Origin of the sequence: Sciscionella sediminilitoris (genome assembly GCF_000737195.2) — a bacterium.
Lineage (GTDB): Bacteria > Actinomycetota > Actinomycetes > Mycobacteriales > Pseudonocardiaceae > Sciscionella > Sciscionella sediminilitoris.
Genome location: NZ_JALM01000036.1, coordinates 53,121 through 75,641 on the forward strand (window position 1 = coordinate 53,121; position 22,521 = coordinate 75,641).

General features: G+C 68.6%; 29 protein-coding genes and 1 pseudogene. 24 read left to right on the forward strand and 6 right to left on the reverse strand.

The window, feature by feature from the left end; translation table 11 throughout:
• Positions 1 to 71 precede the first annotated feature (71 nt).
• The 11 genes from AD72_RS16620 (at position 72) to AD72_RS16670 (ending at position 8,214) form a co-directional block, all read left to right on the forward strand.
• On the forward strand, positions 72 to 1,601 hold the full coding sequence (locus tag AD72_RS16620) for a bifunctional uroporphyrinogen-III C-methyltransferase/uroporphyrinogen-III synthase (RefSeq protein WP_031467433.1): 1,530 nt from the start codon (positions 72 to 74) through the stop codon (positions 1,599 to 1,601).
• Between the two features lie 135 nt (positions 1,602 to 1,736).
• Positions 1,737 to 2,255 carry a hypothetical protein gene (locus tag AD72_RS16625; RefSeq protein WP_031467434.1) on the forward strand — a complete coding sequence of 173 codons (519 nt, stop codon included), beginning with the start codon at positions 1,737 to 1,739 and terminating at the stop codon, positions 2,253 to 2,255.
• An 11-nt stretch (positions 2,256 to 2,266) separates the two neighbouring features.
• Entirely contained in the window at positions 2,267 to 2,872 is a 606-nt protein-coding gene (locus AD72_RS16630; protein ID WP_031467435.1) for a DUF3558 domain-containing protein, read from the forward strand.
• A gap of 10 nt (positions 2,873 to 2,882) precedes the next feature.
• Positions 2,883 to 4,091 (forward strand): hypothetical protein, encoded by a 1,209-nt coding sequence (locus AD72_RS36640; protein WP_051898695.1) that lies wholly within the window; start codon positions 2,883 to 2,885, stop codon positions 4,089 to 4,091.
• Positions 4,088 to 4,846: an ESX secretion-associated protein EspG gene (locus tag AD72_RS16640; RefSeq protein ID WP_082468984.1), complete on the forward strand. Its 759-nt coding sequence runs from the start codon at positions 4,088 to 4,090 to the stop codon at positions 4,844 to 4,846. The genes AD72_RS36640 and AD72_RS16640 overlap by 4 nt, the downstream gene beginning before the upstream one ends.
• Positions 4,847 to 4,879: 33 nt before the next feature.
• Entirely contained in the window at positions 4,880 to 5,854 is a 975-nt protein-coding gene (hemB, locus tag AD72_RS16645; RefSeq protein ID WP_031467438.1) for a porphobilinogen synthase, read from the forward strand.
• A 9-nt stretch (positions 5,855 to 5,863) separates the two neighbouring features.
• Entirely contained in the window at positions 5,864 to 6,439 is a 576-nt protein-coding gene (locus tag AD72_RS16650) for a hypothetical protein (RefSeq protein WP_031467439.1), read from the forward strand.
• 10 nt (positions 6,440 to 6,449) lie between these two features.
• Positions 6,450 to 6,947, forward strand: a complete 498-nt coding sequence (locus tag AD72_RS16655) for a hypothetical protein (protein ID WP_031467440.1) — start codon at positions 6,450 to 6,452, stop codon at positions 6,945 to 6,947.
• 31 nt (positions 6,948 to 6,978) lie between these two features.
• Entirely contained in the window at positions 6,979 to 7,443 is a 465-nt protein-coding gene (locus AD72_RS16660) for a hypothetical protein (RefSeq protein ID WP_156365231.1), read from the forward strand.
• A gap of 4 nt (positions 7,444 to 7,447) precedes the next feature.
• Positions 7,448 to 7,876, forward strand: a complete 429-nt coding sequence (locus tag AD72_RS16665) for a DUF3093 family protein (RefSeq protein ID WP_031467442.1) — start codon at positions 7,448 to 7,450, stop codon at positions 7,874 to 7,876.
• A gap of 5 nt (positions 7,877 to 7,881) precedes the next feature.
• A complete protein-coding gene (locus tag AD72_RS16670) occupies positions 7,882 to 8,214 on the forward strand; it encodes a hypothetical protein (protein WP_156365232.1) in 333 nt (110 codons plus the stop codon).
• 80 nt (positions 8,215 to 8,294) lie between these two features.
• Here the strand turns inward: AD72_RS16670 and AD72_RS16675 are convergent, their stop codons facing one another.
• A complete protein-coding gene (locus AD72_RS16675; RefSeq protein WP_031467444.1) occupies positions 8,295 to 9,281 on the reverse strand; it encodes an aminoglycoside phosphotransferase family protein in 987 nt (328 codons plus the stop codon).
• Positions 9,282 to 9,316: 35 nt separating this feature from the next.
• On the opposite strand from AD72_RS16675, the gene hemL reads away from it, so the two are divergent.
• From hemL to AD72_RS16710, 8 genes and pseudogenes are all read left to right on the forward strand, one after another.
• Positions 9,317 to 10,612: a glutamate-1-semialdehyde 2,1-aminomutase gene (hemL, locus tag AD72_RS16680; RefSeq protein ID WP_031467445.1), complete on the forward strand. Its 1,296-nt coding sequence runs from the start codon at positions 9,317 to 9,319 to the stop codon at positions 10,610 to 10,612.
• Positions 10,609 to 11,238: a histidine phosphatase family protein gene (locus tag AD72_RS16685; RefSeq protein WP_031467446.1), complete on the forward strand. Its 630-nt coding sequence runs from the start codon at positions 10,609 to 10,611 to the stop codon at positions 11,236 to 11,238. The genes hemL and AD72_RS16685 overlap by 4 nt, the downstream gene beginning before the upstream one ends.
• A complete protein-coding gene (locus AD72_RS16690) occupies positions 11,235 to 11,801 on the forward strand; it encodes a TlpA family protein disulfide reductase (protein ID WP_031467447.1) in 567 nt (188 codons plus the stop codon). Before AD72_RS16685 ends, AD72_RS16690 begins: the two co-directional genes overlap by 4 nt.
• A gap of 33 nt (positions 11,802 to 11,834) precedes the next feature.
• Positions 11,835 to 12,008, forward strand: a pseudogene (locus tag AD72_RS35675) (hypothetical protein); the annotation flags it as partial.
• Positions 12,009 to 12,083: 75 nt separating this feature from the next.
• On the forward strand, positions 12,084 to 12,863 hold the full coding sequence (locus AD72_RS16695) for a cytochrome c biogenesis CcdA family protein (RefSeq protein ID WP_031467448.1): 780 nt from the start codon (positions 12,084 to 12,086) through the stop codon (positions 12,861 to 12,863).
• A complete protein-coding gene (resB, locus tag AD72_RS16700; RefSeq protein WP_031467449.1) occupies positions 12,860 to 14,467 on the forward strand; it encodes a cytochrome c biogenesis protein ResB in 1,608 nt (535 codons plus the stop codon). The genes AD72_RS16695 and resB overlap by 4 nt, the downstream gene beginning before the upstream one ends.
• Positions 14,467 to 15,471, forward strand: a complete 1,005-nt coding sequence (gene ccsB / locus AD72_RS16705; RefSeq protein ID WP_031467450.1) for a c-type cytochrome biogenesis protein CcsB — start codon at positions 14,467 to 14,469, stop codon at positions 15,469 to 15,471. The genes resB and ccsB overlap by 1 nt, the downstream gene beginning before the upstream one ends.
• A gap of 87 nt (positions 15,472 to 15,558) precedes the next feature.
• A complete protein-coding gene (locus AD72_RS16710) occupies positions 15,559 to 16,953 on the forward strand; it encodes a MinD/ParA family ATP-binding protein (protein WP_037346148.1) in 1,395 nt (464 codons plus the stop codon).
• On the opposite strand, the gene AD72_RS16715 is transcribed toward AD72_RS16710, so the two are convergent.
• The gene (locus tag AD72_RS16715; RefSeq protein WP_020501151.1) at positions 16,954 to 17,166 is read right to left on the reverse strand and encodes a hypothetical protein; all 213 of its coding nucleotides are present in this window, start codon (positions 17,164 to 17,166) and stop codon (positions 16,954 to 16,956) included.
• Between the two features lie 76 nt (positions 17,167 to 17,242).
• Positions 17,243 to 17,464 carry a BldC family transcriptional regulator gene (locus AD72_RS16720; RefSeq protein WP_031467452.1) on the reverse strand — a complete coding sequence of 74 codons (222 nt, stop codon included), beginning with the start codon at positions 17,462 to 17,464 and terminating at the stop codon, positions 17,243 to 17,245.
• Positions 17,465 to 17,671: 207 nt separating this feature from the next.
• Here AD72_RS16720 and AD72_RS16725 point away from each other — a divergent pair, with 207 nt between their 5' ends.
• Genes AD72_RS16725 through cds1 form a run of 3 tightly spaced genes read left to right on the forward strand, consistent with a single transcriptional unit; the run spans position 17,672 to position 19,495 of the window.
• A complete protein-coding gene (locus AD72_RS16725) occupies positions 17,672 to 18,148 on the forward strand; it encodes an Lrp/AsnC family transcriptional regulator (protein WP_031467453.1) in 477 nt (158 codons plus the stop codon).
• Positions 18,141 to 18,431 carry a DUF4229 domain-containing protein gene (locus AD72_RS16730; RefSeq protein ID WP_031467454.1) on the forward strand — a complete coding sequence of 97 codons (291 nt, stop codon included), beginning with the start codon at positions 18,141 to 18,143 and terminating at the stop codon, positions 18,429 to 18,431. Before AD72_RS16725 ends, AD72_RS16730 begins: the two co-directional genes overlap by 8 nt.
• The gene (gene cds1, locus AD72_RS16735) at positions 18,428 to 19,495 is read left to right on the forward strand and encodes an L-cysteine desulfhydrase Cds1 (RefSeq protein ID WP_031467455.1); all 1,068 of its coding nucleotides are present in this window, start codon (positions 18,428 to 18,430) and stop codon (positions 19,493 to 19,495) included. The genes AD72_RS16730 and cds1 overlap by 4 nt, the downstream gene beginning before the upstream one ends.
• Here the strand turns inward: cds1 and AD72_RS16740 are convergent.
• Positions 19,485 to 19,772, reverse strand: a complete 288-nt coding sequence (locus tag AD72_RS16740; protein ID WP_031467456.1) for a DUF6191 domain-containing protein — start codon at positions 19,770 to 19,772, stop codon at positions 19,485 to 19,487. The genes cds1 and AD72_RS16740 overlap by 11 nt on opposite strands.
• 38 nt (positions 19,773 to 19,810) lie before the next feature.
• Positions 19,811 to 20,317: a GNAT family N-acetyltransferase gene (locus AD72_RS16745; protein WP_031467457.1), complete on the reverse strand. Its 507-nt coding sequence runs from the start codon at positions 20,315 to 20,317 to the stop codon at positions 19,811 to 19,813.
• Between the two features lie 69 nt (positions 20,318 to 20,386).
• On the opposite strand from AD72_RS16745, the gene AD72_RS16750 reads away from it, so the two are divergent.
• Complete coding sequence (locus AD72_RS16750; protein WP_231644867.1) at positions 20,387 to 21,160, forward strand: adenylate/guanylate cyclase domain-containing protein; 774 nt, start codon at positions 20,387 to 20,389, stop codon at positions 21,158 to 21,160.
• Between the two features lie 14 nt (positions 21,161 to 21,174).
• Here the strand turns inward: AD72_RS16750 and AD72_RS16755 are convergent, their stop codons facing one another.
• The gene (locus AD72_RS16755; protein ID WP_031467459.1) at positions 21,175 to 21,690 is read right to left on the reverse strand and encodes a gamma carbonic anhydrase family protein; all 516 of its coding nucleotides are present in this window, start codon (positions 21,688 to 21,690) and stop codon (positions 21,175 to 21,177) included.
• 18 nt (positions 21,691 to 21,708) lie between these two features.
• Between AD72_RS16755 and AD72_RS16760 the strand changes: the two genes are divergently transcribed.
• Positions 21,709 to 22,482 carry a siderophore-interacting protein gene (locus AD72_RS16760; RefSeq protein WP_156365233.1) on the forward strand — a complete coding sequence of 258 codons (774 nt, stop codon included), beginning with the start codon at positions 21,709 to 21,711 and terminating at the stop codon, positions 22,480 to 22,482.
• Positions 22,483 to 22,521: the final 39 nt, after the last annotated feature.

A 22,521-nucleotide genomic window follows, 5' to 3' on the forward strand; every position in this document is an offset into this window, starting at 1 on the left:
AGTGCCGACTGGGCTGGGCAGTAACCAAGAAGAACCTGGATCGACCTGTTGATGATGGAGTAAGAGGAAAGATGACGCGCGGAAAGACACAAGGCCGGATAGCCTTCGTCGGCTCCGGCCCCGGCGATTCCGGACTGCTGACCGTCCGGGCGAGCACCCTGCTCGCGAACGCCGAACTCGTCGTGCACGACGCCGACGTGCCGCAGGCCATTCTCGATTCGATCGGCGAGCAGGCCGAACTGCGCACCGCGGCGGGAGAACAGGCCGATATCGCCAAGGATCTGGTGAACGAGGCGAAAGCGGGAAACAACGTCGTCCGGCTGATTCACGGTGACCCGTTCACCCTCGAATCCGCTGTCACCGAAGCGAAAGCGGTCTCCCGGACCAGCATCGCCTTCGACGTGATCCCCGGGGTCTCCTCCTCGACCGCGGTGCCCACCTACGCCGGAATCGCGCTCGGTTCCACGCACACCGAGGCCGATATCCGCGGTGAGGTCGACTGGCCGGTGCTCGCCGCATCGCCGGGGCCGTTCGTCCTGCACGCCGCCGGTGCGAACCTCGCCGAAGCGGCCAGCTCGCTCATCGAGGCCGGGCACGCGGGTTCCACCCCGGTCGCGGTGACCTCCGGGGGAACCGGGCACCAGCAGCGCACCGTCGAGTCCACTTTGGACTCCCTGGCCAGGGACGCCGGTGAACTCGTCGGTCCGCTCGTGGTCACCGTCGGGGCCGAGGTCGCCAACCGGGGCAAGCTGTCCTGGTGGGAATCCCGCGCGCTCTACGGCTGGAAGGTCCTGGTGCCCCGCACCAAGGAACAGGCCGGGGAGATGTCCGAACGGCTCGGTATCCACGGTGCGATTCCTTCCGAGGTGCCGACCATCTCCGTCGAACCGCCGCGTTCTCCCGCGCAGATGGAGCGCGCCGTCAAGGGTCTCGTCGACGGCCGCTACCAGTGGGTCGTGTTCACCTCGGCCAACGCGGTGCGCGCGGTCTGGGAGAAATTCGCCGAATTCGGCCTCGACGCGCGGGCGTTCTCCGGCGTGAAGATCGCCTGCATCGGCGAATCCACCGCGGAAAAGGTCCGTGGCTTCGGCATCATTCCGGAACTCATTCCCTCCGGTGACCAGTCGAGCGAAGGACTGCTGCAGGACTTCCCGCCGCACGACGACATTCTCGACCCCGTCGACCGGGTGCTGCTGCCGCGCGCGGACATCGCCACCGAAACCCTCGCGGCCGGATTGCGGGACCGTGGCTGGGAAATCGACGATGTCACCGCCTACCGGACCGTGCGGGCCGCGCCGCCGCCGGCCGAGACCCGGGAGATGATCAAGACCGGCGGATTCGACGCCGTCTGCTTCACCTCCTCCTCGACCGTGCGCAACCTCGTTGGTATCGCAGGGAAACCGCACGCGCGCTCGCTCATCGCGTGCATCGGCCCCAAGACCGCCGAGACCGCCGTCGAGTTCGGCCTGCGGGTGGATGTCCGCCCGGACAACGCCAACGTCCAGGACCTGGTCGACGCACTCGCCTCGCACGCGGCCAAACTGCGTGCCGAGGGAGCGCTTCCCCCGCCGCGCAAGGCAAAGCGCACCCGCAAGGCCTGAGCGAGAACTCCGAGGAAATGCCCCGGCACCGATACGGTGCCGGGGCATTTTCGTGTGTATTTCGCCGAAATCCCTGCGAGTTGCGAAGTCGGAATGCTACTCTCCGCGCAGTAGCAGAACAGGGGAGAGTGCCGCATGAGTACGCCGCATTCGGGGCCGGGCGGGGCGAATCTGCCCAATGCCGGTGACGCGATCGATGGCGCGCAGGCACCGCCGGACTCCCATGGCGGGTACACCTACACCGGTCCGGGAGCGGACAAGCAGCACAAGTCCCCGGAGGAGCTGCAGCAGCAGATCCGGGCGAACATGGCCGATCAGGGCGGGGCTCCTGGCGGTGGTCAGCAGGTCCGGGTGGACATCGATGAGCTCCGCGCCCTGCACAAGCAGGTCGCCGATATGGCGAGTGCCGCGGATGATGATCTGGTCACCGCCAAGCGGGTGGAACGGGCCGAGCCGCCTGCCCCGGATCCCGAGGGAAGCGTGCTGCACGCCGATGCGCTGAAACAGCGGGGCGGGGAACTCGTGCAACGGCTGGAACAGGTGCGGGCGGACCTGGTCGGCTACCGTGACCACATCAAGGCGGCCCTCGACGGGTATCGCGAGAACGATCACCAGAGCAGCGTGCTGTTCCGGGACTATAGGGGAAAACTGTGACGAATCGGCGAGTGCTCGCGGTCCTGACCGGCCTGGTGCTGCTGGGTTCGGTGACCGCCTGCTCGAGTGAGGTCTCCGGCAGTGCCGGGGATTCGACCCCTGCCTCGAGTGCCGGTTCGGCGCAGGTCGATCCGGCAGCGGGGCCTTCGGTGCCGCGGCCGCTGAATATCCAGCCGTATCTCGATGAGCGGAACGTGTGTCTCCTGCTGGGGAAGAGTGAAGTCAACGCACTGGGAATCGCTCATCCGAAGGCGAAACCGAAAAAGGACTCCCTGGGCACGGTTTGTGCGGTGACGGACTCGGGGGCCGATGGCGTCGCCGAGGGGAACACCTTGAACTACGGGCCTCAGCCGAGTTTTTCACCGAGTGACCTCTACAAGAAGAAGGGCGTGTGGCCCTACTTCGTTCCGGGCAGTGTGCAGGGATACTCCGCGGTCGTGGGAGATTCCACGGACAATCGCAAGAATGGCGGGTGCGGTCTCGGCCTCGCCGTGACAGACAAGATGGTCGTCAACATTTGGTATAACGACGACAAGACCAAAAACGGGGATTATGCGTGCGGTATGGCCAAAAAAGCAGCCGATGAGATTGTGACGACGCTGAAAAAGACGAAGTAGGGGGATTGTCGTGGCGTACACCGGCGAGCAGATCTACGATATGTGGTCCGCGGCGGATGTGAGCAAGCTGCACCCGTCGTGGCAGGCCGCATCGGAGCTGAACACGAAGCTGCCGCAGCGTTCGGAGCAGATTCAGCGGTTCGCGAATGCGCTGGACAGCATCTGGCAGGGCAGCGCGGCGAGCTCGGCCAATTCGGCGGGTGCGCGTATCGCGAGCGCCTATTTGCAGGTGGGGGATCAGGTCGACGTGGTGCAGGACCTGACGAAGAAGCAGATGGATTCGGCGCAGCAGCTGCAGCGCGGTGTGCAACCGGTGCCGCCCGCGCCGGATCCGGCGAAGATGGCGTGTTATCCGGGGCAACCTCCCGGGGAGGCGCAGAAAGCGGTCGATCAGTTCGAGGCGCACCGTTCGGCGAGCGAGAACAATGTGAACCGGTACCGCGATTTCGTGGGCTATTCGCAGTACAACGCGAACGGGATGCCGCATTTCGTGGACTCGCAACCTTCCGGATCGGGGGACGGCGGCTCCGGTGGCGGTGGGCAGGCCGGTGGCTCCGGTGGTTCCCGGGCGGGCGGCGGTGCGCATTCGCTGGGCGCGGGTGGTTCGGGCGGTGGCTCGACCGCTGGTGGATCCGGTGGCCTTTCCACCGGCTCGCCCGCGGCCCACGGCGCGGGTGCGCCCGATTCCGCCGGTGCTCCAGGACATTCGGCTCCGCAGCATTCGTCCCCGGGACAGCCGGCTCCGGGCTCGCCGCCGCCCGGTTCGCTGCACACCAGCAACGCGGTGCCCACGGAACTGCCCACGAACGGTCCCGGCTACGGCAGTCCGGGATCGGGCTACGGTGGCTCGCATCCGGGCGGCAGCACCGGCCTCGGCGGAATGCCGATGGGTGGCATGGGCGCGCTCGGTGGCATGGGCGGTGGCGACTCCTCGGGTTCCGCGCGCGGATACGGCTCCGGGGCGGGCGGTTCCGAAGCACAGGGTCCCCGCTCGGGTGCGGCGGCACCGCGCGGTGTCCTGGGCGAGACGGAGCAGTCCGCGCCGCGCGGTGGCGCGGGCTCCGGTCGCGGCGGGATGCCGATGGGTGGCGCGGGCCGCGGCGGAAAAGGCGGCGAGGACCAGGAACACGAGACCGCCTCGTATCTGGTCTCCGAGGAACACGGGGACCAGATCGTCGGTGAACTCCCGCCGACCGTTCCCCCGGTGCTCGGTGAGTGACGGTGTTACCAGGCGAGGTGGTGTGCAGCGCGGAAGCGCTGGTCGTGCTGGCGAACCGGGCGGAGATCGGCAGGCTGCACATGTCGTTGCGGCCGATCCCGGTCTGGCGCGACGACGCGGAGATGGCGCAGGTGTACCAGCAGGTCTCGGCGGAGCTTTCCGGGCTGCCGGTGTATGAACGCCCCGGTGTGCTCGACCGGGACTTCGAGGTGAGCCTGCGCTGCATCTGCCGCCCCGAGGTGGCCTTTCTCGCGCTGACCCACATCCGCGGCGAACTGCGCACGGTGCTGGCCTGTTCGCTCGGCAGGGAAGGGATCCTGGCGATCAGTGAACGGGGCCGGGTGGTGCTGCGCCAGGCGGATCCGATGCGGTTGCCCGAGACACTGGTCGGTGCGCTGCCGAACCACCATCCCGCGGTCTTCAAACCGTTCAGCGTGCCGATCCGGGAAGAGGAACCGGCGAACGGTCCGATGCACGGCGTGCCGGCCCCGCCGCGCAGCAGGGAACGCGAACTGTGGGACGAGCTCGTGGCCAGGGAACAGTTCGGCGGTGGGCAGATCACCCTCGAACTGCGTGATGCGATGGGGCGCAGCCGCAAAAGCGATGAGCCGTTCACCTTCGTGGACGCGGATCTGGGCCGCTGGTACCGGGCGACCGAGCACCGTGGGGAGCACGGTTACGTGTTCTGCGCGCCGCTGCCCGCCCCGGAATTCCCGGTGCGGCTGCGGGGGATGCACGAGCAGCTGACCGCCTGAGCCGGGAGGGTGCACACGTCGTAGGCTGGATGTGTGTTTCCGACGCACCGCCCGCGAAGGCTCCGTACCACTCCCGCGATGCGCAGGCTCGTCGCCGAGACGACGCTCGAGCCGCGCCAGCTGATCCTGCCGATGTTCGTCGCCGAAGGGCTCGACGAACCGCGCGCGCTGGACTCGATGCCCGGGGTGTACCAGCACACCCGGGAATCGCTGCGCAAGGCCGCGGAGGAGGCGGTGCGCGCCGGGGTCGGCGGGCTGATGCTGTTCGGAGTGCCGCAGGTGCACGATGCCCGGGGCAGCGGGGCGACCGACCCGGACGGGATCCTCAACGTGGCCCTGCGTGACCTGCGCGCGGACCTCGGCGACGACACGGTGCTGATGAGCGACTGCTGCCTGGACGAGTTCACCGATCACGGGCACTGCGGGGTGCTCGCCGAGGACGGTTCGGTGGACAACGACGCGACGCTGGCCAGGTACGCGGACATGGCGGTGATCCAGGCGGAGTCCGGGGCGCACATGATCGGGCCGAGCGGGATGATGGACGGCCAGGTCGGCGTGATCCGCGAGGCGCTGGACAAGGCGGGACACACCTACACCTCGATCCTGGCGTACGCGGTGAAGTACTCCAGCGCGTTCTACGGCCCGTTCCGCGAGGCGGTGGATTCCCAGCTCACCGGCGACCGCAAGACCTACCAGCAGGACGCGGCGAACCTCTCCGAGGCACTGCGCGAGGTCGAATTGGACCTCGAAGAGGGCGCGGACGCGGTGATGGTCAAACCCGCGCTGCCCTATCTGGATGTGGTGCGCGCCGTCGCCGAACAGGTGGATGTCCCGGTCGCGGCGTACCAGATCTCCGGGGAGTACGCGATGATCGAGGGCGCGGCCGCCAATGGCTGGATCGATCGCAAACCGGCGGTGCTCGAGACGCTGACCGGGATCCGCAGGGCGGGCGCGAACATGGTGCTGACCTACTGGGCGGCGGAAGCGGCCGGCTGGCTCGCGGAGTAACGTTTTGTCATGACTTTTCCGAATGGTTTCGACCGGGAACCGGGACAGCACTTCAGCGGCATGCCCCCGATGCCCGGCGGAATCGAGCGGGCGCCCGCGCGGCCGAGGGACCTGGAGATCTCGGTCCGGCTCTGGATCGCCGCGATGGCCTGCTATCTGATCAGCGGGCTGCTCAACGCGTTCGTGTACAGCGGCCAGATCCAGCGTGAGACCTACGCGGAACTGGCCCGGCAGGGTTTTCCGATCCAGCAGGGCATGACGACGATGCCGAGCACATCACCCGCGCTGAGCGTGCTCACCGTGGTGATCGGCCTCGCGCTGTGGGGGCTGTTCGTACTGCGTTTCCGGGAAGGCCGCAACTGGGCCCGGGTCACGCTCACCGTGATCACCGCGATCCTGGTGTTCTTCCAGCTGTTGAGCCTGGTGCTGACGCTGACCGTGATGCCGGGTGTGGCCCTGCCGCTCGCCCCGCAGATCCTCAGCGGCGTGGAGTATCTGCTCGCGATCGCCGCTCTGGTCTTCGCCTACCGGCCGAACACCAACGCCTACATCGCCTACCAGCAACGCACCGCGATGGGCAGGTAACGTCGGTGTCGTGACGAATCCCGACACCAGACAGGCGGTGCCCAAGGAGATCCGGAACTCGGCCGGGCTGTGGTTCGTCACCCTCGCGCTGCACCTGATCGGTATCGCCGTGCGCGCGTACACGATTCCGGCGACGGCGATCGCGGAGCTGCGCTCGCAGGCCATCCGAGCGGGCGGGCCGGTGAGCGAGGCCGTGCTGCAGGACACCGTCCGGCTGACCCAGCTGCTCATGGTGCTCGTGTTCGCGGCCCTGTGCGTGCCCTGGGGCGTGTTCATCATGCGGATGCGCGCGGGCCGGTTGTGGGCACGGTCACTGCTCTCCGGACTCGGCTGGCTCTCGGTCATCCTCATGGTCCCGGAAGTGATCAGCGAGGACCCTTCGCGGATCCTGTTCTACGGCGCGACCATCGTGGTCGAGGTCGCCGCGATCATCAGCATGTTCTCCGGTCCCGCGATGGAGTATTTCGCCAGGAACGCCGGTGCGCGCACCCGCGACCGGCTACGCTGAGCAGGCGATGAACCAGTACCCCATTCCTCCGATGAATCCCGTGCAACAGGTCGTGCAGCGGCGCGCCCGCCCGCTCGCGATCACCGTGGCGACGACGCTGTGGCTCGTGGCCGGGATCTGCTGGCCGCTGGGCGTGCTCGTGCGCAGGCTTGCCGGGGCGACCGGTGCCGGAGTGTCCCCTGGATTCGGCAGCCTGGATTTCCTGCTCAGCATGTTCGGTGTGGTGGTGCTCGGGATCGCGGAGTGCTGGCTCGCTCTCCTGGTGCGCGGTGGCAATTGGTACGCCCGGCTCGGGCTCGCCTTCGGCGCGGTGATCTGCGAGACGATCGTGCTCGTGCAGCTGATCGGGGCGCTCACCGCGGGCCTTTCCGCCTACTACGGGGCGGGCGCGGCGCTGTGGTGGGTGACCATGGTGGTGTGGGCGGTCATTCCGCCGTGCGCACTCGTGTTCTCCTTCCTGCCCTCGGTGAACGGATACCTTGCCGCGCGGCGGTAATGCGATGGCGGAACCACACTACGAGCATCCGGGCGCACGGTGGTGGCTCGTGTTGTTCGGGCCGGGGTTCGCCGCGGCAGGCTTGCTGCTCGAACTGCTCACCGGCCCGGTCAACCTGTGGCTGTGGCTGATCGTGGCCGCGGTTCTCGCCGGTTGCATCGCGCTGTGGGTGCGGGCGCGCCGCGCGGTCTGTTCGGTGCGGTTGACCGCCGATGAACTCCGGATCGGCAGCGAAACCCTTGCCGTGGAACGGATCCGCGCGGTGGACGAGGTGGATGTGCCGGACGGGGCCCGGGTGCTCGGTGGACTGTGGGCGGTGCCGAAACGGTTCGCCGAGGTGCCCCTGCTGCTCGAGGACGGCACGGTGGTGCTCGCCTGGGCGCGCGATGGGGACCGGTTGCGCGATGCGCTGCGTGCGCTCGTGCCACACTGATGGTCATGAGTGCGTTGAACCGGCCGGGCCGGGCGGTGATCATCGTGGTCGAGCTCGTTGTCATCGCGGCCGCGGTCATCGCCGCCGTGCTCATCTGGCGCGCGGTGAACTACCAGGTCGACTATGTCGGAACCAATGGGCGCCACCTGGTCTCGTCCAAGATGCACGGTGATCTCGCGGGGGCCAGCATCGGGCTCTGCCTGATCGCCGGGTTCCTGTTCATCGACGCGATCCGGCAGTCGATCCTGGCGTTCCGGCCCCGCAGTCGCCGCGCGGAGGCCCGTGAACTGGCTCGCTATCAGCAGATGCTCGAACAGGAGCGCACTCAGCAGGCCTGAGAACTGGTTCGACTCTCGGGCTTGTGTGGCGGCGCGGCCAGCGGACAGCCTGGTGAAAGCGGCTTCGCCGCAAGAGATGCTTAACAACGCCGCGCGGGTGGGCGGCGCAGGCCCGGCCAGCGTGCCTGCATACGGTCCCGCAGCGCCGTGCAGTGCCTGCCGAACGCGGTGAACCGGTCGTGTTCGGCGCACATTCCGGAGACCACGCCGAGCCGGTGCGCCAGCCGTTCCCGCGCGGTGACCGTGCCCCATTCCCAGTCCGCCTCCAGCACGGCGGCCAGGTGATCCCGTGCTCCGCGCAACGCCCGCTCGACCAGTGCGTCCCCGCGCAGCAGCCACCCGGCACAGGCGGTCAGCAGGTCACCGGGATCCGGACCGCCCGCGCGCACATAGGCCCGTTCGGCCTCGCGCAGCAGTTTCCCGGGGACCGCGGTCACACACCAGCAGGTGGGAAACCCGATGCGCAGGTACGCCAGCTCGACCGCGCCGGGCCCGAGCGCGGCCTGTTCCAGATCCACGAACCGGATCCCCGATGCGGTGTGCAGGTCGTTCCCCGGGCAGGGGTCGCCGTGCAGCAGGGCGGTTCCCCTCGGCTGGTCCGCGAGGATCCCGGCCACGTCCGCGCGCACCGCGGCACCGGCCGGGGCGCCGAGCGCTTCGGCGAGGCGGAACCACGCGAGCGCATCGGACTCGGCGGGCGGCTCCCAGTCCGGCAGGGCACCGGCATCGGCGGGCCCGGCCGTGACGTGCAGCCTGGCCAGCGCCTCGGCGTAGCCGATTACCCAGTCCGGAGCGGGTTCGGCGTGCTCGATCCGGTCGAGCACGAGCACGCCCTGGTCCGGATCGCTGCCGAGCACCGCGGGCACGACCGGCGGGTCCGCGCGGGCGGCGAGCAGCAGCGCGGTGTGTTCCCGCGCGAAGTGTTCGGGTGCGACCTGTTTGAGCACCACCGGCCGCCCGGAGAGCTCCGCAGTCCACACATCCCAGCGTGGACTGCTCGGGACGGGACGCAGATCACGTGCCGTGCCGAACGGCGCGAGTAGCCGCTGTGCTTGGTCGAGGCGCATCGGGGGCGAGCCTACGGTGGTGGGAGACTGGTGGGGTGGCACAGCAAGTAGCTCGTTCAGGCGCACTGTTCGCAAGGGCCGAGGCCGCGACGCCGGGCGGGGTGAACTCGCCGGTGCGCGCGTTCCATTCCGTCGGCGGCACCCCGAGGTTCATGGTCTCCGGTTCGGGGCCGTACGTCACCGATGTCGACGGCAATCGCTATGTCGACCTGGTGTCCTCCTGGGGCCCGATGATCCTCGGACACGCGCATCCGAGCGTGATCGAGGCGGTGCGTGAGACCGCGTCCCACGGCCTTTCCTTCGGCACCCCGAGTGAAGGCGAGGTGGATCTCGCCGAGGAACTCATCCGCCGCGTCGACCCGGTGGAGCAGGTTCGGCTGGTCAACTCGGGTACCGAGGCCACGATGTCCGCGATCCGGCTCGCCCGCGGATACACCGGCCGCGGCAAGATCATCAAGTTCGCCGGGTGCTATCACGGGCACGTGGACGCCCTGCTCGCCGAGGCGGGCTCCGGGGTGGCAACCCTCGGCCTGCCCACCTCGCCGGGGGTGACCGGGGCGCAGGCCGAGGACACGATCGTGCTGCCGTACAACGACATCGAGGCGGTGCGCGCGGCCTTCGCATCCGGTGACATCGCCGCGGTGATCACCGAGGCCGCCGCGGGGAACATGGGGGTCGTCGCCCCGCACGACGGGTTCAACGCGAAGCTGCGCGCGCTCTGCGATGAACACGGTGCGCTGCTCATCCTGGACGAGGTGATGACCGGGTTCCGGGTGTCCGCGGCCGGTTGGTACGGCCTGGAAGGTGTGCGCGCGGACCTGTTCACCTTCGGCAAGGTGATGTCCGGCGGCCTGCCCGCCGCCGCGTTCGGCGGGCGCGCCGACGTGATGGCGCAGCTGGCCCCGACCGGCCCGGTGTACCAGGCGGGCACGCTGGCCGGGAACCCGGTCGCGGTGGCCGCGGGACTGGCCGCGCTGCGGGCCGCCGATGCGGATGTGTACCGGCGCCTGGACGCGAACTCCGAACGGCTGCGCGAGCTCTACACGGGCGCGCTCACCGAGGCCGGGGTCGCGCACACCATCGGGCGGGCGGGCAACATGTTCTCGGTGTTCTTCAGCGAGGAACCGGTGCGCGACTATGCGGGCGCCAAGGCCGCGCAGAGCTGGCGTTATCCGGCGTTCTTCCACGAACTGCTCGCGCGCGGGGTGTACGCGGCCCCGAGCGCCTTCGAGGCGGTGTTCGTCAACGCGGCCATGGACGAGCAGGCGTTCGAGATCATCGCCGATGCGCTGCCCCACGCGGCGCGCGCCGCGGCCGAGGCGAAGCAATGAGTGCCACCAAGGTTCATTTCGTCCGGCACGGCGAGGTGTACAACCCGGAAGGCATCCTTTACGGCAGGCTTTCCGGGTACGAGCTCTCCGAGACCGGCCAGCGCCAGGCGATCACCGTCGCGGAATCCTTGCGGGGCAACGACATCGCGCATGTGGTCGCCTCGCCTCTCGTGCGTGCGCAGCAGACCGCGGCGCCGATCGCCGATTCGCACCGGCTCGAACTGTGCACCGACGACCGGCTCATCGAGGCGGAAAACGCCTTCGAGGGCAAGAAAGTCGCGGTCGGGGACGGAGTGCTGCGCCAGCCCATCTACTGGCCGAAACTGCGCAATCCGTTCCTGCCGTCCTGGGGCGAGCCGTATCTGCAGATCGCGCACCGCATGCTTGCCGCCGCCTACACCGCACGCGCGGCAGCGGACGGGCACGAGGCGGTGTGTGTTTCGCATCAGCTGCCGATCTGGACGCTGCGCCGGTTCCTCGAAGGCAAGCGGCTCTGGCATGATCCACGCCGTCGCGAATGCGGGCTCGCCTCGGTGACCAGCCTGGTGTTCGACGGCGAACTGCTCGTCGACATCGAGTACAGCCAACCGGCTGGCGCGACGAATCCACGGACGACCGGCGCATGAAACGACTGATCCTTCTGGTCTGTGCCACGGTTCTGCTCGCCGGTTGCTCCACCGGGCAGGACGCGGTCACCGACGGCTCGAACACCTATTCGTTCACCTCGCCCGGCGGGAAGACGAAGATCTTCTACCCCGCGGCCGAACGTAAACCGGCTCCGGAGATCAGCGGTGAATCGGTGCGTGATCCGGGCAAACAGATCCGGCTCTCCGATTTCCGCGGCAAGGCCGTCGTGATCAATGTGTGGGGTTCCTGGTGCGGGCCCTGCCGTTCCGAGGCGCCCGATCTGCAGAAGGCCACCGCGAAATTCGGGAACCGCGTGCAATTGCTCGGCGTGAATTTCCGGGACGGACGGCAGCAGGCGAAGGATTTCCTCACCACCCGCGGGCTGAACTACCCCTCGATCTTCGACCCCGCGGGGCGGTCACTGCTCTCGATCGGCAGCTACCCGCTTTCCACCGTGCCGACCACCATGGTGCTCGATACGCGGCACCGGGTCGCGGCGATGTACCTGGTGCCGCTGACCCAGTCGGATCTGGAGACGGAGCTGCACAAGCTGGTCGGTTGAGTTCGGCCACACCTCGGTGGGGCGCGCGACAAGCTCTCGGAATATGTGACCCAGGTGGAGCGCAGGCCTGACCGCATCGCGATCACCAGGGGCGGCGCTCCGGCAGCCGTGTTGCTCGCTCGTTCGGCGAACTACACGGTTTGTATAGTGCGCGTCGCTGTAGTTATCCTCCGGATCGCTCATCGTGGCAAGGTCCGCCATCGCTGAGTCACACTCGTGAAACCCTTGTGAGCTGGCGACCCTGCTGATCGGGGCGCGAATAGCACTGCCTAGCATCGAGGAGTGAACCCGACCGAGCTCGCCGCTTCGGGGCCGCTTCTGCTGGCCGCGCTGGTCGCGGTGCTCGCCGGTCTGGTGTCGTTCGCATCACCGTGTGTCGTACCACTCGTTCCCGGTTACCTGGCCTATCTTGCCGGACTGGTCGGCGCGGACGCTCCCGCGGTCACCGCGGGGGAGGAGAAACCCAAGACCGGGAAAGGAAAGGTCGCCGGGGCCGCCGCGCTGTTCGTGCTCGGTTTCACGGTGGTGTTCTGCGCGCTCACGGTGACGGTGTTCGGGGTGACGACGGCGCTGCGGGTGAACGAGGACCTGTTGCAGCGCATCGGCGGGGTGGTCACGATCGCCCTCGCCCTGGTGTTCATCGGCCTTGTCCCCGGCGCGCAGCGCACGCTGCGGCTGCGGTTCACCCCGCGCGCGAGCCTGATCGGCGCACCGCTGCTTGGCGGGGTGTTCGCGCTGGGCTGGACCCCGTGCATCGGCCCGACGCTCGCCGGGGTGCTCTCGCTGACCGCGGGAACCGAAGCGGGCAGTTCGACCACCCGCGGGGTGCTGCTCATCGTGCTCTACTGCCTCGGCCTCGGCCTGCCCTTCGTGGTGATCGCGGTCGGCGCGCGCTGGGCGATCAGCGCGACCGCGTGGATCAAGCGGCATGTGCGCGGGGTACAGATCTTCGGCGGGGTGTTGCTGCTGCTCGTGGGTATCGCACTCGTCACCGGGTTGTGGGGATCGCTGATCGCGTGGATCCAGGGCAACCTCGTCTCGAATACGGAGCTGCCGATATGACGACGGACACTGTGTCCGAAACCGGTTCACCGCAACGGAATCGGCGGCCGAATCGAGTGCTTTCCTTCCTGCGCAACACCTGGCGCGGGCTCACCTCGATGCGCACCGCGCTGATCCTGCTCTTCCTGCTCGCGCTGGCCACCATGCCCGGTGCGCTGTTGCCGCAGCATTCGCTGAACGAGAGCAAGACCCAGACCTACATCAGCGAGCACGGCTGGTGGGGGCGGCTGCTGGACGCGACCGGTTTCCTGAACGTGTACTCCAGCGTCTGGTTCGCCGCGATCTACCTGCTGCTGATGATCTCGCTGGTCGGCTGCCTGCTGCCGCGCTCGGTCGAGCACGCGCGCCAGCTGCGGGACAAGCCGGTCCTGGTGCCGCGGAACTTCAACCGCTTGCCGCACAAGGCATCCGCCACGGTCACCGTGAGCCCGGAGGAGGTCGTGGCCAGTGCGCGCCCGCTGCTGCGCGGCTGGCGCATCGCGGAGCGCTCCGAGGACGGCGGGGTGCGCACCATCAGCGCGGAGAAGGGTTTCCTGCGCGAGGTGGGCAACCTGATGTTTCACTTCGCCCTGCTCGGCCTGATCGTCTCGGTCGCGCTGGGCAGCATGTTCTCCTACAAGGGACAGGTCGCGGTCATCGCGGACGGTTCGCAGTTCTGCAACTCCGGTCCGCTGGCCTACGACGCGTTCACCCCGGGACCACGGGTGGACGGCACGAACCTGGCGCCGTTCTGCGTCAAGGTCAACGACTTCACCGCGCGGTACCTGGCGAACCGGCAGCCGACCCAGTACGAGTCCAATGTCGAGTACCAGTCGGGCAAGGACCTGCGGACCGGTCAGTGGCGCCCGTATCACCTGGAGGTCAACGATCCGCTCCGGGTCGCGGGGGACCGGGTCTACCTTCTCGACCACGGCTACGCGCCCACGGTCACCGTGACCTACCCGAACGGGGAGAAGCGCACCCAGACCCAGGTGTTCCGGCCGACCGAGGTGAGCACCTACTTCTCCGAGGGTGCGGTGAAGTTCACCGAGACCCCGGGGATCACCGACCCGGTCGAGCAGCGCAAGAAGCAACTCGCGGTCACCGGGCTGTTCGCGCCGACCGCGGCCATGCAGGGCAAGCTGCTCGCCGGTTCGACGAACCCGGAACTGCGTGACCCGGTGTTCGCCGCCGATGTCTACCAGGGTGACCTCGGCGTCGATTCGGGTAAGGGACAGTCGATCTACGAGATCGATCACCAGATGATCGCCCAGAACCGGCTGCACCGGGTCGACCGGGTCAACCTGAAGCCCGGGCAGCAGACCAAGCTCGGCGACGGCACCACGGTCCGCTTCGACGGGGTGAAGAAGTTCGCCTCGCTCGAGATCGCGCACGATCCGACCCAGGTCTGGGTGCTCGTGTTCGCGATCGCGCTGCTGCTCGGCCTGTTCGGTTCGCTGGTCATCAAGCGCAGGCGGGTGTGGCTGCGGGCGAAGCCGACCGCGGACGGGTCTACCCTGATCACCGTCGGCGCGCTCGCCCGCACCGACCAGGCCGGATACGGCGAGGAATTCACCAAACTCTCGCGTGCGCTGCTCACTGCCACCCGTGGGAAGGACGACTGATGGCGATCAACGCGACTCTCTCGCAGTTCAGCGACTACGCCTTCGCGACGGCGATCGCGATCTACGTGTTCGCGTTCGTGCTCTACCTTGCCGATGTCGCGTTCAACCGGCAGCGGGCCCGCGCGCGGGAACGGGAACTGGTCCCCGCGGGCGCCGGGGAGGAGCGTGGCGGCACCGAGCTGCCCGCTTCCGGGATCGTCGACTCCACCGCGGACGTCGACGTCCCCGAGCCGAAGGGCGCCGACCGCCCGCTCTCCGCACGCTTCGGCCGGATGGGTGTGGCGCTGACCGTGCTCGGGCTGCTGGTGCAGGCCGCCTCGATCGTGCTGCGCGGGCTCGCGGTGGAGCGCTGGCCGCTCGGCAACATGTACGAGTACATCGCGTTCATCACCGCGGTCGGGATCGGCGCCTTCCTGGTGCTCGCGAAGCGGTTCCCCATTCACCGCATCGGGGCATGGGTGCTGCTGCCGGTGATCGTGCTGATGTGGCTCGGCGCGACCGTGCTCTACGCGAACGCGGCCCCGGTGATGCCCGCGCTGCAGTCCTACTGGCTGGTCATCCATGTGACGATCATCTCGGCGTCCACCGGACTGCTGCTCGTTCCCGGCGTGGCCAGCCTGATGTACCTGCTGCGCTCGATCAACGAGAACAACCCGCGCAAGCTCGCCCGGTTCGTGCAGCGGCTGCCCGCGAAGGACGCACTGGACCGGGTCGCGTACCGCACCACGATCTTCGCCTTCCCGCTCTACACCGTCGGTGTCATCTGCGGGGCGATCTGGGCCGAGCGCGCCTGGGGTTCGTTCTGGAGCTGGGACCCCAAGGAGACCGTGGCGCTCGTCGCGTGGGTGGTGTACGCGATCTACCTGCACGCACGGTCCACCGCGGGCTGGCGGGGCAACCCGGCGGCGGCGATCAACTCGATCGGGTTCGTCGTCACCGTGTTCAACCTGTTCTTCATCAACCTCGTCACTACCGGTATGCACTCCTACGCCGGCGTTTCCTGAACACGCTTGTTACGTGGACCAATGCGGCGGTGAAGGCTACCGTCGACAGGAGAGCGTGTTCGACCGACAAGGAGAGAGAGGACGCCGGTGACCGGAGGGTTCGGACCAGACGACGCGCAGGGCGGGCGGCACACCGCGTCGTGGCAACCACCGGAGGAGCCGACGCGCGCCGTGTGGCCAGGGGAGGCTGCGGGCAACAACGGTGCTGTGGACAACAGCGAGGGCCAGCAGGACAGCCAGCCGACCAGCCCCGCGCAGCCGCCCATCGCCTACCAGCAGGGACAACCGCCGCAACCCGACTACGGGCAGTACCAGGAGCCACAGCCGAACTACGGGCCCGCCTCCGGAGGGTTCGCCCAGCAACAGCCCGCCCAGCAGCCCGCGCAGCAACAGCAGCCGCCCGGGTACTACCCGCAGCAGCAGCCGGGGTACTACCTACAGCAGCAGTACCCGCAACAGGCGCCGCAGCAGAGCCCGTACACCCCGCAGGGCCCCGCAGGACCGGCGCCCGACGACCTCGCGCGGCATGCCTCCAAGGCCACCCAGGACCTGTCCAGCGCGCAGCTGCTGAAGAACAACAAGCGCACCCCGCGCGGTGGCTGGCGCAAGGCCGTCTACGTGGCCACCGGGCACGCGGTCAACCTCGGCGAGAGCCCGGCCGACATCCGCCGCCGTGAGCTGATCACCGGCATCAACCAGCCGCTGCGTGGCTGCTACAAGATCGCGATGCTCTCGCTCAAGGGCGGGGTCGGCAAGACGACGACCACCGCGACCCTCGGCTCGACCTTCGCCTCACTGCGCGGGGACCGGGTGATCGCGGTGGACGCGAACCCGGACCGGGGCACGCTCTCCCAGAAGATCCCGCTGGAGACCACCGCGACCGTGCGGCACCTGCTGCGGGACGCGAACCGGATCACCCGCTACTCGGATGTGCGCGCGTACACCTCGCAGGGGCCCTCACGGCTGGAAGTGCTCGCCTCCGAACAGGACCCCGCGGTCTCCGAGGCGTTCTCCGAGACCGACTACCGGCGCACCATCGACCTGCTCGAGCACTTCTACAACATCGTGCTCACCGACTGCGGGACCGGTCTCATGCACAGCGCCATGAAGGGCGTGCTGGACATCGCGGACTCGCTGATCATCGTGTCCTCGAGTTCGATCGACGGGGCCCGCTCGGCCTCGGCGACGATCGACTGGCTGGACGCGCACGGCTACCGCGACCTGGTCGGCCGCTCGGTGACCGTGGTCAGCTCGGTGCGCCCCAAATCGGGCAAGGTGAATCTGGACCGGTTGACCGAGCACTTCGCGGCCCGCTGCCGCGCGGTGTGCCCGATTCCGTTCGACCCGCACCTGGAAGAGGGGGCCGAGGTCGATCTGGACCGGCTCGCCGCGCCAACCCGGCTCGCGCTGCTCGAGCTCGCGGCCACCGTGGCCCAGGATTTCCCCCATGATCAGCAGTGGGGCGCCGGTAACCCCCGCTGATCAGTCGTTGCGGTACTTGTCCAGGCTACGCAGGAACTCCGGGTCGTCGTCCGGTCCGATGACCCGGCCCTGTTGCTGCGGTTGAGCCTGCTCTTCCTCGCGTTCCTGCGGCAGGACGAACTGATCCGTCCGGGTGGGGTCGTTCATCCGCAGCAGCTTCCACAACACGACCCCTATCGTCACGGCGCCGACCGCAGCGAGCAGGTACAGCATCAAGCCACCTCCGAGCACGTCTGCCACCCAGCGTACCCGTGCTCGCCCGCGGTCGGTTACCGCTCGTGTCGACCGATCAGTGGTGTTCTGGCTCGGTGGTCAACTCCGTGAGGAGCGACTGGACCTCGGCCTCGCGGAACCGGCGGTGCCCGCCCGGGGTGCGAATGGAGCCGATACGGCCGGCGGTTGCCCAGCGCGTCACGGTCTTGGGGTCGACGCGGAACAACGTTGCGACCTCACCAGGGGTCAGCAACCGTTCACCGACCTGCTGGGTGTCCTGTCCGATTGTCGCGGTCACGGCAAAGAACCTCCTTGCGCCAAGTACGACTTATGCGACACATCGTTGCACTCCGACCCCCAGGTACTCGAACACTTAGGTTTCAGTAAAGGGGAATTAAAGTACAAAGCGGACGCTGTGGACATTTCTCCACGTCAGAGCGGTACGGAGCGCAGGACGGTTCACACCGCTCGTACACGAATCCCTTCTCCGCTTTACTCTCGTTCCGTGGACGCGATCGACCGGAAACTCATCGCCATCCTCCGCGAGGACGGCAGGGCCACCTATGCCGAACTGGGCCGCGCGGTCGGGCTCTCCGCCTCCTCGGCGCACGAGCGGGTCGCCAAGCTGGAGAACTCCGGCGTGATCGTCGGCTATCACGCGGTCGTCGATCCGCGGGCCATCGGGCTCGGGGTGACCGCGCTCGTCGGGATCCAGCCCACCGACAACGCCGATGACGAGGAGGTCGCCGACGAGCTGGAGCGGCTGGCCGAGGTGGAGTCCTGCTACCGGGTCGCCGGTGAGGAGGCGTTCATCGTGAAGGTGCGGGTCGGCACGGTGGACGAGCTCGAACTCTCCCTCGGACGGCTGCGCCGCATCGGCGGGGTGGGCAGGACGCGCACCACCGTCGTGCTCTCCACCCGGTTCGAGAGCAGGCCGAATTCGAGCGAGGAGAGTGCGGGTACCCTTGGCGAACGTGAGTGAAGGGCAACAGGAAGCAGCGCGGCCGTCCGGCGGACTCTGGGGCAATCTCGCGCTCTACACGCTCGCGCGGATCGCCATCATCGCCGTGGTGACGGTGGCGCTCATGCTCATCGGCGTCCCGCTGCTCGTCTCCCTCCCGGTCGCGATCATCGTGGCCTTCCCGATCTCCGTGTTCGCCTTCCGTGGCCTGCGCAACCGGACCACGGCCGCGCTCGCCGCCCGCACGGCGAACCGGGACGCCGAGCGTGAGCGGCTGCGTGCCGAGCTCCGGGGTGGTCAGTGACCGATCGCGAATGGGTCGCGAACGCCATCCGGGTGCTCGAGGCCGATGCGAACCGCAGCGCGGACACCCATCTGCACGTGTTCCCGCTGCCCGCGAGCTGGGGAATCGACCTTTACCTCAAGGACGAATCGGTGCACCCGACCGGTTCGCTCAAGCACCGGCTCGCCCGCTCCCTGCTGCTCTACGGGCTGGTGAACGGGAACATCTCCGCGGATACCGTGCTCATCGAGGCCTCCAGCGGCTCGACAGCGGTCTCCGAGGCGTACTTCGCGCGGATGCTCGGGCTCGAGTTCGTCACCGTCGTCCCGCGCAAGACCAGCAGGGAGAAGGTCGAGCTGATCGAGTTCTACGGTGGCCGCTGTCACTTCGTGGATACTCCATCGGCCATCTACACCGAGGCCGAGCGGCTCGCCGCCGAGTGTCACGGCTACTACCTCGACCAGTTCACCTACGCCGAGCGTGCGACCGACTGGCGCGGGAACAACAACATCGCCGAGTCCGTGTTCGAGCAGATGCGCCTGGAGCGGTACCCGGTCCCGGAGTGGATCGTGGTCGGCGCGGGAACCGGAGGGACGAGCGCGACCTTCGGGCGCTACATCCGCTACCGCAGGTACGAGACCAGGCTCGCCGTCGTCGATCCGGAGAACTCCTCCTTCTTCGGAGCCTGGGAGACCGGGGCGCTCGACTACGCGACCGGGATGCCCTCGCGGATCGAGGGGATCGGGCGGCCGCGCTGCGAACCGTCCTTCCTGCCGCACGTCATCGACGACATGTTCGTGGTGCCCGATGCCGCGTCCATGGCCGCCATCCGGGTACTGCGTGAGCGCACCGGGCACTGGGCGGGCGGATCCACCGGAACCAACCTGTGGGGCGCGTTCACCGTGATCGAGCGGATGCTGCGCGCCGGGCAGCGGGGCAGCGTGGTGACCCTGCTCTGTGACGGTGGTGAGCGCTATCAGCACACCTACTACGACGATGCCTGGCTCACCGAGAACGGCCTGCACACCGCGGAGTACATCGCCGCGATGGAGAACTTCCTGAGCACCGGGCGGCTCAGCGGGTAGTCGGCCGCCGCAGGCTCGCCGTTCCCTGATCCAGATCCACCCCATTGCCCGGCGGTGCGCCTTCGGCCTGTTCCTCGCGCATCAGCGAGACCGAGTCCCGGTGCTCGAGCTCATGGCGTTTGCTGCCGTAGAAGATCGCGGTGACCTCGTTGAAGTAGGTCGCGGTCACCGGGGTGCCTGCGGCTTTGCGCCTGCGCTGGCGGAGCAGCTCGTAGGCGCCGATGAGGACGACCGCGAGGACCCCGGCGGGGATCACGAAGGCCAATGCCGTCTGCATGTGCCAGGGAACGCGCGAGGCGGTACGCGAGTTCCGTTTCACACCAGCAAGCGGTGCAGCCGGATCTCCTCCAGTGGCGGGCTGCCCCGGATCGACTCCTGCTTGCGCGCCCCGTCCGCGCGCCAGCCGTGCGCTTCGTAGAACCGGCGCGCCCGCTCGTTCCCGTCGAGCATCCACACGACCGCCTCCCGATGGCCCGCCTCCAGCAGCTCGCGCAGTGCCGCGGTGTGCAGCAGGGTGCCGATCCCGCGCCGCCAATGGTCCGGATCCAGGTACAGCGCGTACAGCTCGCCGATCCCCGCCTCGCCCCGGTCCGGGCCGTGGCTGGCGAAGCCGAGCACGGTGCCCTTCTCGACCGCGACCAGGGTGCGGACCCCGCCCGTGCGGGTGAGTTTCGCGCGCAAATCGCTTGCCCGGTCTAGCACCGAGAGGGTGCGCAGGAATTCCTCGGGCATCAGTCCCGTGTAAGCGTGCTGCCAGGCACGAATCTGCGCCTTCGCGATGCCTTCGGCGTCTGCGGGGGTGGCCGCGCGAACCTCGGTCATGCGGTGACCTTGCTCGCGAGCGTGCGCACCGAGCAAGCGAATTCATGACGTACTGGCAGTATGTGAAGGGTGGGTCGACAATTCACTCGCGGTCGCCGGGTGCTGGAGTATCTGGACCAGCATCCGAGGCTGCTCGCGTTCGTGGAACGGGTGCGCACCCTGCTCCCCGGGGATCCCGGCTACGGCGACCCGCTCTCGGTGAGCGGATCGCGCACCTCGAACGTGCTCGGCCAGCAGTTGGCCAACCTCGCGAACCGGAAACCGAGTGCCCTGCGGGAGTTCGGGCTCGGCGCGCTGCAGGTGTGGCAGGCCTACGCCTCCTCGCAGCCGAACGCGGTCGGCACCGCGGATGTGTCCCTGGTGTTCACCGATCTCGGCAAGTTCTCCGACTGGACGCTCAAGGTGGGCGACGATGCCGCGCTGGCCTTGCTGCGCGAGGTGAGCGCCGAGGTCGAGCCGATGATCGGGATGCACGGCGGCAGGCTGGTGAAACGCCTCGGGGACGGCCTGATGGCGGTGTTCGCCGAGCCCGACGGCGCGCTCGAGTTCATGATCGGGGCCAGGGACGCGGTGGACGCGCTGGCCAGCAACGGGGACCGGCCCCGGATGCGCTGCGGTGCACACCTCGGCAAGCCGAGCAAACTGGGCGGGGATTACTTCGGCGCGGATGTGAACATCGCCGCCCGGGTCGCCGCCGCTGCCGCGCCCGGTGAGGTGCTCGTCTCGTCCAGCATGTACGAGCAGCTCGACCTCGATCGCCATGAACTGCGTAAACGCCTGTGGTTCCGGGCGAAGGGGGTGCCCGCGGAGGTGCGGGTGTACACCGTGATGGCCGACGACTGAACCGTTCGCCGGTCTCAGACCTCCCGGGTGCTCGCCCGGTGCCGCGCGGCGAGCTCCGCGTAGATGCGGCTGTTGTGCTCCACCCACTCGCGCGCCGTCTCGCTCATCGGCTCGATCCGCTTGGCCGGTGCGCCCATGGCGGTCATGCCCGCGGGGATCTCGGCGCCCGGCGGGACCAGCGCACCGGCCGCGATGAGGGCCGCTTCCCCGACGGTGGCCCCGTCGAGCACGGTGGAACCGTTGCCGATCAGGGCCCCGGCTCCCACCTGCGCCTCGTGCACCACACAGGAATGCCCGACGGTGGCGCCGCGGCCGATGACGGTGCCCGCGCTTGCGCAGTGGATCACGGTGTTGTCCTGGACGTTCGCCCGTTCCTCGACGCGGATCGGGCCGAAGTCGGCGCGCAGCACGGCGCCGTACCAGACCGAGGCGCCTGCCTCCACGGTCACATCGCCGATCAGGGTGGCGGTCGGCGCGATCCACGCGTCCTCGTGCACGTTCGGGGTCTTGCCCTCGAAGGAGAACAGCATGGCTTTAGCATTTCACCGGTGAGCGGTACGAAACAACGCAGCAGGAGAAGGGCCCGGCCCACGCAGACGCGGCTGTTCCGCGCGCCGGTCTTGCGCACCGAGCGAATCACTCCGGGGATGCAGCGGGTCACCCTGTGTGGCGGCGACCTCGGCGAGTTCGTGAACGCGGGCACCGATTCGCACGTGGTGCTGTACTTCTACGCCGAGGGTGCCGAACTGCCCGAGCCGCTGACCGCGACCACCGCGCGGGCCGCGTTCGCCGCGGTGCGCCCCGAGATGCGCAGCTACACGATCCGCCGCTTCGACGCGCGGACCACCGAGCTGGACATCGACTTCGTGCTGCACGCCGAGTCCGGCCCGGCCGCTAGCTGGGCAAGGGACGCGCGCCCCGGTGACGAGCTGATCTTCGTCGGTCCGTCCCCGGCCTATGAACCGGACCCGGAGGCGAGCGGTTACCTGCTGATCGGGGACGAGAGCGCGCTGCCCGCGATCCAGGCGACCCTGCCCGAGCTGAACCCGGCGATCCCGGTCACGGTCCTGGTCGAGATCGCCGACGAGGCCGAACGCCAGCCCATGCCGGTTCCGGTGACCTGGGTGCACCGCGAGGGCGGTGAGCTTGCCGATCCCGGCCGGCTGCGTGCCGCGCTGGCGGGGATCGAGCTGGACCCGGGCCTGGACGTCTGGCTGGCCGGGGAGCGCACGGTCATGCACGAGCTGCGCCGGTTCCTGCTCGAGGCGGGGCTGCCGCGTGACCGGGTGCGACCGACCACATACTGGCGGGCGGGAACCTGACGGCCGGGCACAGCCGTTGAACACAGTAGCTTTGACAAA

What these genes read in the sequence shown, in the direction of transcription:
- AD72_RS16690 (WP_031467447.1), top strand. Translation starts at nt 11,235, where the DNA reads ATGAAACGACTGATCCTTCTGGTCTGTGCCACGGTTCTGCTCGCCGGT.
- AD72_RS16620 (WP_031467433.1), top strand. Translation starts at nt 72, where the DNA reads ATGACGCGCGGAAAGACACAAGGCCGGATAGCCTTCGTCGGCTCCGGC.
- AD72_RS16715 (WP_020501151.1), bottom strand. Translation starts at nt 17,166, where the DNA reads ATGCTGTACCTGCTCGCTGCGGTCGGCGCCGTGACGATAGGGGTCGTG.
- AD72_RS16755 (WP_031467459.1), bottom strand. Translation starts at nt 21,690, where the DNA reads ATGCTGTTCTCCTTCGAGGGCAAGACCCCGAACGTGCACGAGGACGCG.
- ccsB (WP_031467450.1), top strand. Translation starts at nt 14,467, where the DNA reads ATGGCGATCAACGCGACTCTCTCGCAGTTCAGCGACTACGCCTTCGCG.
- AD72_RS16740 (WP_031467456.1), bottom strand. Translation starts at nt 19,772, where the DNA reads ATGCAGACGGCATTGGCCTTCGTGATCCCCGCCGGGGTCCTCGCGGTC.
- resB (WP_031467449.1), top strand. Translation starts at nt 12,860, where the DNA reads ATGACGACGGACACTGTGTCCGAAACCGGTTCACCGCAACGGAATCGG.
- AD72_RS16685 (WP_031467446.1), top strand. Translation starts at nt 10,609, where the DNA reads ATGAGTGCCACCAAGGTTCATTTCGTCCGGCACGGCGAGGTGTACAAC.
- AD72_RS16660 (WP_156365231.1), top strand. Translation starts at nt 6,979, where the DNA reads ATGAATCCCGTGCAACAGGTCGTGCAGCGGCGCGCCCGCCCGCTCGCG.
- AD72_RS16650 (WP_031467439.1), top strand. Translation starts at nt 5,864, where the DNA reads ATGACTTTTCCGAATGGTTTCGACCGGGAACCGGGACAGCACTTCAGC.
- AD72_RS16625 (WP_031467434.1), top strand. Translation starts at nt 1,737, where the DNA reads ATGAGTACGCCGCATTCGGGGCCGGGCGGGGCGAATCTGCCCAATGCC.
- AD72_RS16665 (WP_031467442.1), top strand. Translation starts at nt 7,448, where the DNA reads ATGGCGGAACCACACTACGAGCATCCGGGCGCACGGTGGTGGCTCGTG.
- AD72_RS16745 (WP_031467457.1), bottom strand. Translation starts at nt 20,317, where the DNA reads ATGACCGAGGTTCGCGCGGCCACCCCCGCAGACGCCGAAGGCATCGCG.
- AD72_RS16675 (WP_031467444.1), bottom strand. Translation starts at nt 9,281, where the DNA reads ATGCGCCTCGACCAAGCACAGCGGCTACTCGCGCCGTTCGGCACGGCA.
- AD72_RS16670 (WP_156365232.1), top strand. Translation starts at nt 7,882, where the DNA reads ATGAGTGCGTTGAACCGGCCGGGCCGGGCGGTGATCATCGTGGTCGAG.